At 68.2% G+C, this 13,647-nt stretch carries 15 protein-coding genes and 1 pseudogene; 7 read left to right on the top strand and 9 right to left on the bottom strand.

The features are described from left to right. From U3653_RS32350 to U3653_RS32340, 3 genes are all read left to right on the top strand, one after another. Positions 1-251 (top strand): DNA-directed RNA polymerase subunit beta (locus tag U3653_RS32350; protein ID WP_159849832.1); only part of this gene is annotated, 251 nt, incomplete at its 5' end. A 106-nt stretch (positions 252-357) separates the two neighbouring features. Beyond that, entirely contained in the window at positions 358-4,311 is a 3,954-nt protein-coding gene (locus tag U3653_RS32345) for a DNA-directed RNA polymerase subunit beta' (RefSeq protein ID WP_195083259.1), read from the top strand. Between the two features lie 96 nt (positions 4,312-4,407). Then, on the top strand, positions 4,408-4,914 hold the full coding sequence (locus U3653_RS32340) for a PaaI family thioesterase (RefSeq protein ID WP_323124719.1): 507 nt from the start codon (positions 4,408-4,410) through the stop codon (positions 4,912-4,914). 432 nt (positions 4,915-5,346) lie between these two features. Here the strand turns inward: U3653_RS32340 and U3653_RS32335 are convergent, their stop codons facing one another. Continuing rightward, positions 5,347-6,357 (bottom strand): aldo/keto reductase, encoded by a 1,011-nt coding sequence (locus U3653_RS32335; RefSeq protein ID WP_195083258.1) that lies wholly within the window; start codon positions 6,355-6,357, stop codon positions 5,347-5,349. Between the two features lie 100 nt (positions 6,358-6,457). Between U3653_RS32335 and U3653_RS32330 the strand changes: the two genes are divergently transcribed. Further along, positions 6,458-7,312, top strand: coding sequence for a helix-turn-helix transcriptional regulator (locus tag U3653_RS32330; RefSeq protein ID WP_195083257.1), 855 nt, complete (start codon positions 6,458-6,460; stop codon positions 7,310-7,312). Here the strand turns inward: U3653_RS32330 and U3653_RS32325 are convergent. After that, entirely contained in the window at positions 7,309-7,932 is a 624-nt protein-coding gene (locus U3653_RS32325; RefSeq protein ID WP_195083256.1) for a DUF8020 domain-containing protein, read from the bottom strand. The two genes, U3653_RS32330 and U3653_RS32325, sit on opposite strands and share 4 nt — an antisense overlap. Positions 7,933-8,198: 266 nt before the next feature. Between U3653_RS32325 and U3653_RS32320 the strand changes: the two genes are divergently transcribed. Beyond that, positions 8,199-8,531: an ArsR/SmtB family transcription factor gene (locus tag U3653_RS32320; RefSeq protein WP_195083255.1), complete on the top strand. Its 333-nt coding sequence runs from the start codon at positions 8,199-8,201 to the stop codon at positions 8,529-8,531. Then, positions 8,528-9,004 (top strand): SRPBCC family protein, encoded by a 477-nt coding sequence (locus U3653_RS32315; RefSeq protein ID WP_195083254.1) that lies wholly within the window; start codon positions 8,528-8,530, stop codon positions 9,002-9,004. Before U3653_RS32320 ends, U3653_RS32315 begins: the two co-directional genes overlap by 4 nt. A gap of 74 nt (positions 9,005-9,078) precedes the next feature. Here the strand turns inward: U3653_RS32315 and U3653_RS32310 are convergent, their stop codons facing one another. The 7 genes and pseudogenes from U3653_RS32310 to U3653_RS32285 form a co-directional block, all read right to left on the bottom strand. After that, positions 9,079-10,068: a pirin family protein gene (locus tag U3653_RS32310; protein WP_195083253.1), complete on the bottom strand. Its 990-nt coding sequence runs from the start codon at positions 10,066-10,068 to the stop codon at positions 9,079-9,081. Beyond that, entirely contained in the window at positions 10,065-10,376 is a 312-nt protein-coding gene (locus U3653_RS33360; RefSeq protein ID WP_435406612.1) for a GNAT family N-acetyltransferase, read from the bottom strand. The genes U3653_RS32310 and U3653_RS33360 overlap by 4 nt, the downstream gene beginning before the upstream one ends. A 12-nt stretch (positions 10,377-10,388) precedes the next feature. After that, a pseudogene (locus tag U3653_RS33355) lies at positions 10,389-10,859 on the bottom strand (carboxymuconolactone decarboxylase family protein); the annotation flags it as partial. Positions 10,860-11,013: 154 nt separating this feature from the next. Next, complete coding sequence (locus U3653_RS32300; RefSeq protein ID WP_195083251.1) at positions 11,014-11,307, bottom strand: putative quinol monooxygenase; 294 nt, start codon at positions 11,305-11,307, stop codon at positions 11,014-11,016. Between the two features lie 26 nt (positions 11,308-11,333). Then, the gene (locus U3653_RS32295) at positions 11,334-12,344 is read right to left on the bottom strand and encodes an aldo/keto reductase (protein WP_195083250.1); all 1,011 of its coding nucleotides are present in this window, start codon (positions 12,342-12,344) and stop codon (positions 11,334-11,336) included. Further along, entirely contained in the window at positions 12,341-12,799 is a 459-nt protein-coding gene (locus tag U3653_RS32290; RefSeq protein WP_195083249.1) for a MerR family transcriptional regulator, read from the bottom strand. Before U3653_RS32290 ends, U3653_RS32295 begins: the two co-directional genes overlap by 4 nt. 205 nt (positions 12,800-13,004) lie before the next feature. Further along, complete coding sequence (locus tag U3653_RS32285; protein ID WP_195083248.1) at positions 13,005-13,376, bottom strand: glyoxalase superfamily protein; 372 nt, start codon at positions 13,374-13,376, stop codon at positions 13,005-13,007. Between the two features lie 58 nt (positions 13,377-13,434). Between U3653_RS32285 and U3653_RS32280 the strand changes: the two genes are divergently transcribed. Continuing rightward, complete coding sequence (locus tag U3653_RS32280; RefSeq protein WP_195083247.1) at positions 13,435-13,638, top strand: hypothetical protein; 204 nt, start codon at positions 13,435-13,437, stop codon at positions 13,636-13,638. Positions 13,639-13,647 lie beyond the last annotated feature (9 nt).

Below are 13,647 nucleotides of genomic sequence, written 5' to 3'. Positions count from 1 at the left end.
TCGGTCGCGTGAAGGTCTACGAAGCGATCGTCAAGGGCGAGAACATCCCGGAGCCGGGCATTCCGGAATCGTTCAAGGTCCTGCTCAAGGAACTCCAGTCGCTGTGCCTCAACGTCGAAGTGCTGTCGTCCGACGGCGCCGCGATCGAGCTGCGCGAAGGCGAGGACGAGGACCTGGAGCGCGCCGCGGCGAACCTCGGCATCAACCTGTCGAGGAACGAAGCCGCCACCGTCGACGATCTGGCGAACTAGGCGGTCGGCCGGATGCCGTCATCGCACGGCATCCGGCCTCCGCAACGGATTACCCAACTAGTGAACTTTTGCTCGAATTCGACCCGCACAGGGGAAAGGAAGTTACGTGCTAGACGTCAACTTCTTCGATGAACTCCGGATCGGCCTCGCCACCGCCGACGACATCCGTCAGTGGTCCTACGGCGAGGTGAAGAAGCCGGAGACCATCAACTACCGCACGCTCAAGCCGGAGAAGGACGGCCTGTTCTGCGAGAAGATCTTCGGTCCCACCCGGGACTGGGAGTGCTACTGCGGCAAGTACAAGCGCGTCCGCTTCAAGGGCATCATCTGTGAGCGCTGTGGCGTCGAGGTGACTCGCGCCAAGGTGCGCCGCGAGCGCATGGGCCACATCGAGCTGGCCGCTCCGGTCACCCACATCTGGTACTTCAAGGGCGTGCCGTCGCGCCTCGGCTACCTGCTCGACCTGGCGCCGAAGGATCTGGAGAAGATCATCTACTTCGCCGCCTACGTCATCGTGGCGGTCGACGATGAGCTGCGGCACAACGAGCTGTCCACGCTCGAGGCCGAGATGGAGGTCGAGAAGAAGGCGGTCGCCGACCAGCGCGACGCCGACCTCGAGGCCCGCGCCCAGAAGCTGGAGGCCGACCTGGCCGAGCTGGAGGCCGAGGGCGCCAAGTCCGACGTCCGCCGCAAGGTCAAGGACGGCGGCGAGCGCGAGATGCGCCAGATCCGCGACCGGGCCCAGCGCGAGCTGGACCGGCTGGAGGAGATCTGGAACACCTTCACCAAGCTGGCGCCCAAGCAGCTCATCGTCGACGAGGTGCTCTACCGCGAGCTGGTCGACCGCTACGGCGAGTACTTCACCGGCGCGATGGGCGCGGAGTCCATCCAGAAGCTGATGGAGAGCTTCGACATCGAGGCCGAGGCCGAGTCGCTGCGCGAGACCATCCGCACCGGCAAGGGCCAGAAGAAGCTGCGCGCGCTCAAGCGGCTGAAGGTCGTCGCGGCGTTCCAGGCCAACGGCAACTCGCCGATGGGCATGGTGCTCGACGCCGTTCCGGTGATCCCGCCGGAGCTGCGCCCGATGGTTCAGCTCGACGGTGGCCGCTTCGCCACCTCCGACCTGAACGACCTCTACCGTCGCGTGATCAACCGCAACAACCGCCTCAAGCGACTGATCGACCTCGGCGCGCCCGAGATCATCGTCAACAACGAGAAGCGGATGCTGCAGGAGTCGGTCGACGCCCTGTTCGACAACGGCCGCCGCGGCCGTCCGGTCACCGGACCGGGCAACCGTCCGCTCAAGTCGCTGTCCGACCTGCTCAAGGGCAAGCAGGGCCGCTTCCGTCAGAACCTGCTCGGTAAGCGCGTCGACTACTCGGGCCGTTCGGTCATCGTCGTCGGTCCGCAGCTGAAGCTGCACCAGTGCGGTCTGCCCAAGCTGATGGCGCTGGAGCTGTTCAAGCCGTTCGTGATGAAGCGCCTGGTCGACCTGAACCACGCGCAGAACATCAAGTCCGCCAAGCGGATGGTGGAGCGGCAGCGGCCGCAGGTGTGGGACGTCCTCGAAGAGGTCATCGCCGAACACCCGGTGCTGCTCAACCGCGCGCCCACCCTGCACCGCCTCGGTATCCAGGCCTTCGAGCCGCAACTGGTGGAAGGCAAGGCCATCCAGCTGCACCCGCTGGTCTGTGAGGCGTTCAACGCCGACTTCGACGGTGACCAGATGGCCGTGCACCTGCCGCTGTCGGCGGAGGCGCAGGCCGAGGCGCGCGTGCTGATGCTGTCGTCGAACAACATCCTCTCGCCCGCGTCGGGCCGGCCGCTGGCCATGCCGCGTCTGGACATGGTGACCGGCCTGTACTACCTGACCCGTCTGGAAGAGGGCGCGAAGGGCTCCTACCAGCCGGCTACCGCCGATGGTCCGGAGCGGGGCGTGTACTCCTCGCCCGCCGAGGCGCAGATGGCGGTTGACCGCGGTGAGCTCACCGTGCGTTCGCTGATCAAGGTCCGGCTGACCGACCAGCGTCCGCCGAAGGAGATCGAGGCGCAGCTGTTCCCGGAGGGCTGGCGTCGCGGCGACGCCTGGACCATCGAGACCACGCTGGGCCGGGTGCTGTTCAACGAGCTGCTGCCCGTGGACTACGCGTTCATCAACGAGCAGATGCCCAAGAAGCGCCAGGCGACGATCATCAACGATCTCGCCGAGCGTTACCCGATGATCGTGGTCGCGCAGACCGTCGACAAGCTCAAGGACGCCGGCTTCTACTGGGCCACGCGTTCCGGCGTGACGGTCTCGATGTCCGACGTGCTCGTGCCGCCGGAGAAGGCCGAGATCATGGAGCGCTACGAGGCGCAGTCGGATCAGATCGAGAAGAAGTACCAGCGTGGTGCGCTCGATCACCAGGAGCGCAACAACGCCCTGGTCAAGATCTGGCAGGAGGCCACCGAGGAGGTCGGTAAGGCGCTGCGCGCGCACTACCCGGCCGACAACCCGATCATCACGATCGTCGACTCGGGCGCCACGGGTAACTTCACCCAGACCCGTACCCTCGCCGGTATGAAGGGCCTGGTGACGAACCCGAAGGGTGAGTTCATCCCGCGGCCGATCAAGTCCTCCTTCCGTGAGGGCCTGACGGTTCTGGAGTACTTCATCAACACCCACGGCGCTCGTAAGGGTCTGGCCGACACCGCGCTGCGCACGGCCGACTCGGGTTACCTGACCCGTCGTCTGGTGGACGTCTCGCAGGACGTCATCGTGCGCGAGCACGACTGCGGCACCGAGCGCGGCATCGTGGTGCCGATCGCGGAGAAGCAGCTCGACGGCTCGATCATCCGCGACGCGCATGTGGAGACCTCCACCTACGCGCGCACGCTCGCGGCCGACGCGGTCGACGCGCAGGGCAACGTCATCGTGGCGAAGGGCGCCGACCTCGGCGATCCCGCGCTGGAGGCGCTGCTGGAGGCAGGCATCACCGAGGTGAAGGTCCGCTCCGTGCTGACCTGCACCACCGGCACCGGCGTGTGCGCGACCTGCTACGGCCGCTCGATGGCGACCGGCAAGCTGGTCGACATCGGTGAGGCCGTCGGTATCGTCGCCGCGCAGTCCATCGGTGAGCCCGGTACCCAGCTGACCATGCGCACCTTCCACCAGGGTGGTGTCGCTGGTGACGACATCACCGGCGGTCTGCCCCGGGTGCAGGAGCTGTTCGAGGCGCGCGTGCCGAAGGGCAAGGCGCCCATCGCCGAGGTCTCCGGTCGCGTGCGGCTGGAGGACGACGACCGCTTCTACAAGATCACCATCATCCCTGATGACGGTGGCGAAGAGGTTGTCTACGACAAGCTCTCGAAGCGGCAGCGTCTGCGTGTGTTCAAGCACGACGACGGCACCGAGCGCCTGCTCTCCGACGGTGACCACGTCGAGGTCGGCCAGCAGCTGCTGGAAGGCGCGGCGGATCCGCACGAGGTGCTGCGCATCATGGGCCCGCGTCAGGTTCAGGTCCACCTGGTCCACGAGGTCCAAGAGGTCTACCGGTCGCAGGGTGTGTCGATCCACGACAAGCACATCGAGGTCATCGTGCGCCAGATGCTGCGTCGCGTGACGATCATCGACTCGGGCGCCACGGAGTTCCTGCCCGGCTCGCTCACCGAGCGGGCCGAGTTCGAGGCCGCCAACCGTCGCGTCGTCGCCGAGGGCAACGAGCCCGCGGCGGGTCGCCCGGTGCTGATGGGTATCACCAAGGCGTCGCTGGCCACCGACTCGTGGCTGTCGGCGGCGTCCTTCCAGGAGACCACCAGGGTTCTGACGGACGCGGCGATCAACTGCCGCTCCGACAAGCTCATCGGCCTCAAGGAGAACGTGATCATCGGCAAGCTGATCCCGGCCGGTACCGGTATCAACCGTTACCGCAACATCCAGGTGCAGCCGACCGAGGAAGCTCGTGCCGCCGCGTACGCGGTGCCGTCCTACGACGACACCTACTACAGCCCGGACAGCTTCGGTCAGACCACCGGCGCCGCGGTTCCGCTGGACGACTACGGCTTCAGCGACTACCGCTGATCCGTCAGCCGTAAGGCATCCGGCCCCCGCTCCGTTCTGGAGCGGGGGCCGGATTCGTTTCCGCGTGGTGGACAACCGGCGTGCGAGCCAGTAAAAGTGGAACAGGTTTCAGTTCTGGTCCTGGAGGTGGCGGTGGACGGCGTGGCGTTGGCGGACCTGGTGGTGGCCGGGTTCCGGAAGCTGGGGTTCATCCAGTACGCGGGAGTGGAATGGGAGGAGTTCGCGGCCGGGCGCAACGTGGTGTCGATCGTGCCGCGCGCCGAACACCTGAATCACAACGGGGATCTGCACGCCGCGGTGCTGTTCGGGATGGCGGAGACCGCGGCGATGGGCGCGTCGGTGTCCGGAATCGTAGACCTGATGGGGGATACGTTCATCGTCGCGAAGGACGGGCGTATCGAGTACAAGGCCCGTGCCAAAGGAGAGGCGGGGCCGTTTCGCGCGACTTCCGCGTTCTCCGGCGAGACCTTGGCCAAGATGCGTGCGGATATCGAGGCGAAGGTGCCGCTCGAACTGGAAGTTCCGGTGGACATCGCCGACAACACCGGAAGGACTGTCGCCGCAGCGGCATTCACAGCCGTGCTCCGTCCGCGCCGGTCCTGATCACGCCGTAGGTGTGCTCGGCTCGGGGATGATCGGCGGTGTGCCACCGCAGGCGGCCGATACGACGGGCTCAGGGCCTGGAGGGGATGATCGGTTGTGCTCCACGGGGAGTGGCCGGTACGGCGGCCGAACCTCTGGCGCCGCGCACGCCGGTGCGGTGCGAATCGCGGAAGCGAGTGTCGTCACCGCCCCGTTGCCACGGCGAGAATGTTCATGTGCCGCACCGCTGCCGCCCATTCCGGCGGGTGACCAGCGCGGCGGTCGAAGCATTCGGGGCGCGGCGATCAGCCGCCACGCGCTCAACAAGTTGATGCCCACGGCCACACCGTGGTCCGTGGCCCTTGCGATACGAGGGCCACGGACCCGCGGTGCGATACGCCGCGCTGTGGGTGGTCCGAAGCGCGGCCAGGCGGCCACGCTCCGGACGCTATCTCACCGCTCGCTGTCGAGCATCGCCATCTGCGCCGTGGCGTATCGTTCACCCGCCACCCGGTCGGCTGGCGCGGCCGACTCGATACTGGTCAACTCGTCTTCGGTAAGCGGAAGGTCGAGCGCGCGAACGGCTTCCGCCCAGCGTTCGCGTCGGCGGGTGCCGATGAGCGGAACGATGTCCTCGCCGCGGGTCAGTGCCCAGGCGATGGCCAGTTGCGCCACCGAGGCGTCCTTGCGCGCCGCGATCTCGGTCAGCGCGCGGACCAGCTCCAGATTCCGGTCGAGGTTCTCGCCCTGGAAACGCGGGCTGTGCGCGCGGAAATCCGACGGGGCGAAGGTGGCGCCGGGCTGGATCGCGTCGCTGAGCAGGCCGCGCGACAGCACGCCGTAGGCCGTGACGCTGATGCCGAGTTCGCGGCAGACGGGCAGGATGCGCTCCTCGATGCCCCGCGAGATCAGCGAGTACTCGATCTGCAGGTCAGCGATGGGATGTACGGCCGCGGCGCGCCGGATGGTCTCCGGGCCGACCTCGGACAGGCCGACGTGCCGCACATATCCGGCTTCGATCAGCTCGCCGATGGCGCCGACGGTGTCCTCGATCGGCACGTTCGGGTCCAGCCGGGCGGGGCGGTAGATGTCGATGTAGTCGACGCCGAGCCGCCGCAGGCTGTAGGTCAGGAAGTTGCGCAGCGCGGCGGGGCGGTTGTCCACGCCGACGAAAGCGCCGTCGGGCCCGCGCAGCGCGCCGAATTTAACGCTCAGCACCACGTCCTCGCGGGGGCGTTCGGCGATGGCCTTGCCGATCAGCATCTCGTTGTGGCCCGCGCCGTAGAAATCACCGGTGTCGATGAGGTTGACGCCGGAGTCGATCGCCGCGTGGATGGTCGCGGTCGATTCGGCGTCGTCGGTCGCGCCGTACGCGCCGGACATACTCATCGCGCCGAGCCCGATGCGGCTCACGGTCGGTCCGGTGGCTCCGAGCCGCACTTCGTCGATCTTCGTTGTCGTCATGGGACCAGCCTGCGCCGGTGGGGCGCGAGCCGGGAGAGATCGTTTGTCGTAGGAGCGGCGATCCCTGGCTGAGCGCGCCGTGTCGGGGGACAGTAGTGGCATGGACCGCCCCGAACTCGCCGATTTCCTACGCCGTCGCCGGGAGCAGTTGACGCCCGCCGACGTGGGAGTTCCGCCCGGCACCCGGCGCCGCACGCCGGGGCTGCGCCGCGACGAGGTCGCCCTGCTCGCCGGCATCTCGACCGACTACTACACCCGGCTGGAGCAGTCGCGCGGCCCGCGTCCGTCCACCCAGGTGCTCGCCTCGCTCGCGCGCGCCCTGCGTTTGGGCAACGACGAACGCGACCACCTCTACCACCTGTGCGACCACGCCCCGCCGGGACGCGAGACGACCGACAAGCACGTGGGCCCCGGCCTCATGCACCTGCTCGCCAAGCTGGACGACACCGCGGCCACGGTCGTCACCGATCTCGGCGAGGTGCTCGTGCAGAACCGGATGCACACCTTGCTGGTCGGCGATCACGCCGAACGGCGCGGCTGGGATCGGTACTACGCCTACCGCTGGTTCAGCGATCCGTCCGCGCGCACGAGCTTCCCGGAGGAGGACTGGGAGCGGCTCAGCCGCAGGCACGTCGCCGATCTGCGCGCCACGGCCGCGCGCAGGGCGGCCGATGCGGATGTGGTCGAGTTCATCGCGCAACTGCGCTCCGCGAGCACGGAATTCGAACGGCTGTGGAACGAACACGAGGTGTCCGTGCGCCTGTCGGACATCAAGCGCATTCTGCATCCACAGGTCGGGCTGATCGACATCGTCTGCGAAACGCTGCTCACGCCCAACGCCGCCCAGCGCCTGCTCGTCTACCTACCGCGCCCGGGCACGGACGCGGCCGAGAAGCTGGACCTGCTGCGGGTGATCGGCACGCAGCGGCTGACGCCCGCCGACCGGCTCGACTAGGGCGCGGTGACGTACTCCAGCGCCGCGTCGACGGCGGGCTGTCCACCGCCGATGACGTACCCGGCCATCGCGCCGATCGCGGCGCCGGCGACCGCGGCTACGGGGACGGTGATGAAGTCGATCACGAACAGGCCGAGCGGGAATCCGACGATGAAGCCGATGGCGGCGCCGATGCCCGCGCCCGCCAGGATGGTCGGCATGACCTTCTCCGCCTCGGCGTAGAACCGCTCCTGGGCGCCGATGTCGCGCACCGGCGCGTCGGTCATCGCGACCGGCGCGACGGTGAGGCGGTGGCCCGCGTCCTCGAGCACGGGCCGCAGCGCCACTCGCTGGTCACCGATGCGCAGCGTCATCGGTAGCGCGGCGACGATCTGGCCTTCGCGATCGGCCACCGTCACCACCCGGTCGTCGTGGGTCAGCTCGAATGTGCCGTCCTGGAGGGTGGCCACCGCGGCACGGCGATCCTCGCTGGCGGCGACTTCGTAGGCGACCTGATGGAACGTGCCGTGCAGGTTCAGCGGCGCGTCGGCGGGCGCGGGCTGCGCGTGCGCGGCGCTCGTGGTGAGTGCGGTGGCCGCCAACGCCACCAGAGTCGTCGCGGTGAATTGGGAGATCCTCATCGTGCTCTTTCCGTGTCCCGCCCCGTGTCCGGTTCGTCCGGACAAGATACCGCCCGGCGGGCTCGATCAGAAGGGCTGAGCGACAGTTCATCACCGCTTGCGGCTTGGAAAGTCCCTGTCGCACCGCACCGCTGGGTAGGCCGCGGCCCTGGTCTCGTCGGTGCGCCATGTCTTGAGTTCTCGGTCGCCCGTCGTTCGAGGCGCTGGACATGCCGGCGTGCGATTCCCTCTTGACGCGCGTCCGTTTCTGCGTAACACTGAACTAGATGGTTCAGTATGACTTCTTGGACGCCTCCTTCGGAGCGCTCGCGGATCCCACCCGGCGTGGCATCCTCGAACGCCTCGGCAGTGGGCCCGCGACCGTCAGCGAACTGGCGGAGCGCTTCGAGATGACGCTCACCGGCGTCAAGAAGCACATCCAGTTGCTGGAGGCGGCGGGCATGGTGGTCACGGAGAAACGCGGGCGGGTGCGGTACTGCCGCCTCGGCGAGAACGTCTTCGACCGCGAAGTGGCCTGGATGCAGGGCTACCGGCGGATGGTGGAAGGGCGGCTGGACCGTCTGGGCGAATTCCTCGAACGAACGGAGCAGGAGCGATGAGCACAACCACGAACGACGCCGTCATCACGGCCGACACCGACCGCGCGATCCACATCGAGCGGATCTTCGACGCGCCGCGCGAGCGCGTGTGGGCCGCCTACAGCAGGATCGAACAGCTCGCTCAGTGGTGGGGTCGCGGCAATCGGCTCGATATCGAGCGCTGGGAGTTCCGCGCCGGAGGCCACTGGCGTTTCGTCGAGCACGCCGACGGGGAGGCCCACGGATTCGAGGGCCGCTTCCGCGAGATCGCCCCGCAGGAGCGCATCGTGTACTCCTTCGAATGGGACGGCATGCCCGCCCATGTGGCGATCGACAGCGTCAGCTTCGTCGACCTCGGCGACGGTCGCACCAAGGTGGTCACCGACAGTCAGTTCCACACGCCGCAGGAACGGGACGGGATGCTGCAGTCCGGCATGGATTCGGGGCTCAACGAGAGCTACCGCGCACTCGACGCGCTGCTCGCCCGCGGCTGAGCCCGGGCGCTTCGGCTTCGGTCGCGGTGACGTGAGCGGAGCCGAAGCGAAGGGCCGGCCGGACGAGACGGCGCTCAGTCCCGGGCCGGGCCGATCCGGCGTTTGCGGGGCTTCAGGTGCAGTCCGGGCAGGGGCGGGGCGGGTATGCGCTGCTGCGGGGTGTGGCCCGCGATGTCGGCGAAGCGGGTGACGTCGTGGTTCTCCCAATCGGCGCGGGCGGCGACGATGTCCTCGTGGTCGCGGCCGACGAAGTTCCACCACATCACCAGTTCCTCGCCGAACGGCTCGCCGCCGATCAGCGCGAAGTGCGCGCCGCCCGCGCTGGTGAGCTGGAGTTCATCGCGGTCGGTGCCCAGATACAGCAGCGGTCCGGGGGCGAGTTCGTCGCCCGCGACGCTCACCTCGCCCTCGATCACGAGAACCGCGTGCTCGAACCGAGGGTTCAGCGGGAGGGTGACGTCGGCTCCCGCCTCGAGCCGCACATCGGCGCCGACGATGGGCGTGTAGGCGATGGCGGGCGAGGTCTTGCCGGCCAGTGATCCGATCAGCACGATCGCGCGCAGACCGGGCGCCTCGACGACCGGCAGTTCGCGGTGCTGCTCGAAATGCGGGGCGATGCCGGTGCGGTCGCCCGGCAGCGCGATCCACAGCTGCAATCCGTGCCCGGCCGGAGCGCCGGGCACCGCGTACTCGGAGTGGGCGATGCCGCGTCCGGAAGTCATCAGATTCAGCTGGCCGGGCTCGATCTCCACGTCCGACCCGACCGAGTCGCGATGCCGGATGCGGCCTTCGAACGGCCAGGTCACCGTCTGCAGGCCGATGTGCGGATGCGGATCGATGTCCGGCGGCGCACCGGTCTTGGTCACCGTCGGGGAGCCGAAGTGATCGAGGAAGCACCACGCGCCGACAGTGGGCAGATCGCGTTGCGGCAGCACCCTTTCGACGTACACGCCGCGCACCCCGCCCAGCGGCACCTCGCGTGCCGGATACCGCTCCGCGACCGGGCCGGGGCCGGGCGCGGGTTCACACAGCGTCTCGGCCGGGCGCGGATCCAGATCACTCACCGATCGACGCCCTTGCCGATCACGTGTTCGTCGTAGTCCGGGTGCTTGTCCAGGTACGCCTTGATGAACGGGCACACCGGGCGGATCACGCGCCCGCGCTCGACGGCGTCCTCGATCGCGCTCTTGGCCAGGACCGAGCCGAGGCCCTTCCCGGAGAACGCGCCGTCGACCTCGGTGTGCGTGAACACCGTCTCGTCGTCGCGTTCCTCGTAGTCGGCGAAGCCGGCCAGTTCCCCGCCGTAGAACACCTCGTAGCGATGCCGCTCGTCGTTGCGGACGACCTTGGACTCCGAAGCCGATTCGGTCATGGTTCCGTTCTCCTTCCGTGCGCGGACCGGGTGCCTGCTGAGAATCGACACCCGGTTGAACGCGCCGATCGTGGTGGCCACCCAGATGACGATCGACAGCTGATCGTCCGTCAGATACCGGCGAGCCGAAGCGTACTCGCGCTCGATGACGTGCTCGTCGGGAAGCGTCGCCGTCACCTCGGCGATCGCGAGCACGGCCTGCTCGAACGGGGTGTACGTGCCGCCGCGGCGCCATCCGGGCAGCACGGCGATCTCCTGCTCGGTGGCCCCGGCCGCCAGGGCGGCCCGGTAGTGCACGTCGAGGCAGTACGCGCAGCCGTTGATCTGGGAAACGCGCAGATTGATCAGCTCGACGATCCGGCGATCCAGTCCCGCCGCCGCCGCGGCGGCCCTGACCTCGCTGGCGACGCTGTTCAGCGCGCGGAACGCGGTCGGCGTCCGTTTGTCGATCCAGACGCGGTCTCGCGGCGCTTCGGGGCTCATATTCGTGGGATGTTAGTCCCGCCGGTGAACGGCGCCGATCGCGCAGTCGAAGAAGCGGACTTCGGTCCGGGGCGCGATCCGGTCGGGAAACTGCTCGGCCACGCGAGTTCGCGGTGGTCCGGGGCCGGAGCGCGGCCCAGGACCACCGCCGCGCTCACCCGATCTCGGTGAACCGCCGCAGCTGGAACGGTTCGACCAGAACGTCCTGCAGCGCCGTGGCCAACGCCTTCAGGTGCGGCGTCCGGAAGTGCGCCGCGAGGGCATCCTCGTCGGCCCACTCCTCCAGCAACACCATCCGGCTCTCGTCGGTGGGATGCAGGTAGAGCTCGTAGCGGATGCAGCCCTCCTCCGCGAGCGTGGGTTGGATCATGCCTTGCAGCAGATCCTTCAGTTCCGACTCGCGCCCCGGCTTCGCCGTGAAGCGGACATTGAGCGTCAACGTCGACATGGGCCTCTCCTGATCTGGTGAATGGGTCACTCCCGGCCCGCCGAGGTGAACGACATGTCCGCGTACCGGGTTCCGGCCACCCGGCCGGCGATCGGCTCCAACGCGGCCAGTTCGTCGGCGGTGAGCGCAATGGTCGCGGCGGCAACGTTGTCGGCGAGCCGGGTACGGCTGCGCGTGCCGGGGATCGGCACCACGGCGAGGTCGTGCACACCGGCCTGTGCGTGCACCCAGGCCAGCGCCACCTGTGCCAGGGTGATGCCGCGCGCATCGGCGATGGCGCGCAGCGGCTCGAGCAGCTCCGCGTTGCGCACCGCGTTCTCGCCGGTGAAGCGCGGCATCGAGGAACGGAAATCGCTCGTGTCCGCGGTGCCGGTGAACGCTCCGGTCAGGAAGCCGCGACCAAGCGGCGAGTACGGCACGAAGGTCACGCCGAGTTCCGCCGCCGCGGGCACCACGGTGCGTTCGACGTCCCGGGAGAACAGCGACCATTCCGACTGCACGGCCGCGATCGGATGCACCGCGTGCGCGGCGCGCAGTTCGGCGCCCGTCACCTCGGACAGCCCGAGAGCGCGGACCTTGCCCTCCCGCACCAGTTCCGCCATCGCGGCGACCGTGTCCTCGATCGGCACGGCCGGGTCCTTGCGGTGCATGTAGTACAGATCGATGGTGTCGATCCCCAGCCTGCGCAGGCTGCCCTCCACCGCGGCGCGGATGTAGGCGGGAGAGTTGTCGAAGCCACGGTAGGCCGGGTCGTCGGCCTTGCGGACGATGCCGAACTTGGTGGCGATCACCAGCCGGTCGCGCTCGGCGCGGACGAAGTCGCTGAGGAATTCCTCGTTGTGCCCGGAGCCGTAGATATCGGCGGTGTCGAACAGGGTGACACCCAGTTCCAGCGCTCGATCCAGGGTCGCCCTGGATTCGGTGAGATCGCTGGGCCCATAGAACTCGCTCATGCCCATGCAGCCCAGACCCTGCGTCCCCACCTCGATGCCGCCGGCGCCCAGGGTGGTGGTGGGCAGCGTGTCCGTGCTCGTCATAGCTTGATCCCTTCGCTGTCGTGCGCTATGACCTCGGCCGGCGGGGCTGCCTCGACTTTGTCCTCGTAGAGGGCGATCTTGTAGTCCAGCACGGCCAGGGTCTGCCGAAGTTCATCGATCTTGGCGAGTACCTCGGCGCGAGTGTCCCGGAACATCGTCAGCCGCTGCGGGATCGTGGCGTCTCCCGCCCGCACCAGCTCGGCGTAGCGAACCATGTCCGCCACCGACATGCCGGTCGTGCGCAGCCGGCCGATCAGCGCCAGCCATTCCAGATCCCGGTCGCTGAACCGGCGCTTGCCGGAATGGTCCCGGCCGATGTAGTCCATCAGCCCGATCCGTTCGTACCAGCGCAACGTATCCCGGCTCAGCCCCGATCGCTCGGACACCTCGCCGATCGAATACCGCGGCAGTTCCCGATCCTCGCTCGCGGTCAGCGCGGACGCGGTCTCGCTCATGACCGCGCCTTGCCCGCGCTCGTCCTGTGTCCTCGGTTCACTCGCCGACGCTCGGTCACTGCACTCGCCCTTCTCGTTGAACATTGACGACGCTAATCACCTGGAGTGCACTTCAAGCAAGACCCATTCTTCCGGCCGTGGCGGTCACCATGGGGACGGGCTTCGCGCGGCGGTGGAGTCGGACAACCCCGTCGACCCCCGCCGATCAGCTGCTGTAGTCGGGCAGCTGCTGGACGGCCCACTTGTTGCCGTCCGGATCGGCGAAGAAGGTGAACAGCCCCCAGCCGAGGTCCTCGACCGGTGTGGCCTCGACACCGGCGGCGATCAGCTGACGGTAAGCGTCTTCTGCGCTGGCGACCACCATCTGCATGCCCCGCACGCTGCCCGGCTCCGCGTCGGTGATGCCTTCGCCGAGGCAGATCGAGCAGCCGGACCCGGGCGGGGTCAGCTGAACGAAGCGCAGGTTCTCGTTCACCCGGTGGTCGTGGTCGGCGTTGAAACCGATCTTGGTGTAGAAGTCCTTGGCGCGGTCGGCGTCGGTCACCGGAATGGCGACGAGCTCGATTTTCCAATCCATCCGGCGAGCATTCCATCGGACACCGACAAAGTCCCGGATTCCGGCCTACCCTGGGCACATGCCTGGAAAGGACATCGACCGGATCAGGGCTCGTTCGGCCTGGGCGACGGTCAAGGAAAGCCCGGTGATCACCGCGATAGCGGTCGCGCCGTTCGCGCTCGCGCTCGGCGTGGTGTGGTGGTTGTTCGGGGGACTCGCCGCGTTCGCGCTGCTGCTCGTGCTCGGTGGGGTCGTCGTGGTCGGCGGCAGATTACTGCGCTGACCGCGCGTG

It is taken from the genome of Nocardia implantans, assembly GCF_035544775.1.
Lineage (GTDB): Bacteria > Actinomycetota > Actinomycetes > Mycobacteriales > Mycobacteriaceae > Nocardia > Nocardia implantans.
This window is presented reverse-complemented; position numbering and strand designations above follow the sequence as displayed.

Excerpts from the sequence above, each read along its gene's own strand:
- U3653_RS32335 (WP_195083258.1), bottom strand. The coding sequence starts at position 6,357 with ATGACGACAACGAAGATCGACGAAGTGCGGCTCGGAGCCACCGGACCG.
- U3653_RS32330 (WP_195083257.1), top strand. The coding sequence starts at position 6,458 with ATGGACCGCCCCGAACTCGCCGATTTCCTACGCCGTCGCCGGGAGCAG.
- U3653_RS32325 (WP_195083256.1), bottom strand. The coding sequence starts at position 7,932 with ATGAGGATCTCCCAATTCACCGCGACGACTCTGGTGGCGTTGGCGGCC.
- U3653_RS32320 (WP_195083255.1), top strand. The coding sequence starts at position 8,199 with ATGGTTCAGTATGACTTCTTGGACGCCTCCTTCGGAGCGCTCGCGGAT.
- U3653_RS32315 (WP_195083254.1), top strand. The coding sequence starts at position 8,528 with ATGAGCACAACCACGAACGACGCCGTCATCACGGCCGACACCGACCGC.
- U3653_RS33360 (WP_435406612.1), bottom strand. The coding sequence starts at position 10,376 with ATGACCGAATCGGCTTCGGAGTCCAAGGTCGTCCGCAACGACGAGCGG.
- U3653_RS32300 (WP_195083251.1), bottom strand. The coding sequence starts at position 11,307 with ATGTCGACGTTGACGCTCAATGTCCGCTTCACGGCGAAGCCGGGGCGC.
- U3653_RS32295 (WP_195083250.1), bottom strand. The coding sequence starts at position 12,344 with ATGACGAGCACGGACACGCTGCCCACCACCACCCTGGGCGCCGGCGGC.
- U3653_RS32290 (WP_195083249.1), bottom strand. The coding sequence starts at position 12,799 with ATGAGCGAGACCGCGTCCGCGCTGACCGCGAGCGAGGATCGGGAACTG.
- U3653_RS32285 (WP_195083248.1), bottom strand. The coding sequence starts at position 13,376 with ATGGATTGGAAAATCGAGCTCGTCGCCATTCCGGTGACCGACGCCGAC.
- U3653_RS32280 (WP_195083247.1), top strand. The coding sequence starts at position 13,435 with ATGCCTGGAAAGGACATCGACCGGATCAGGGCTCGTTCGGCCTGGGCG.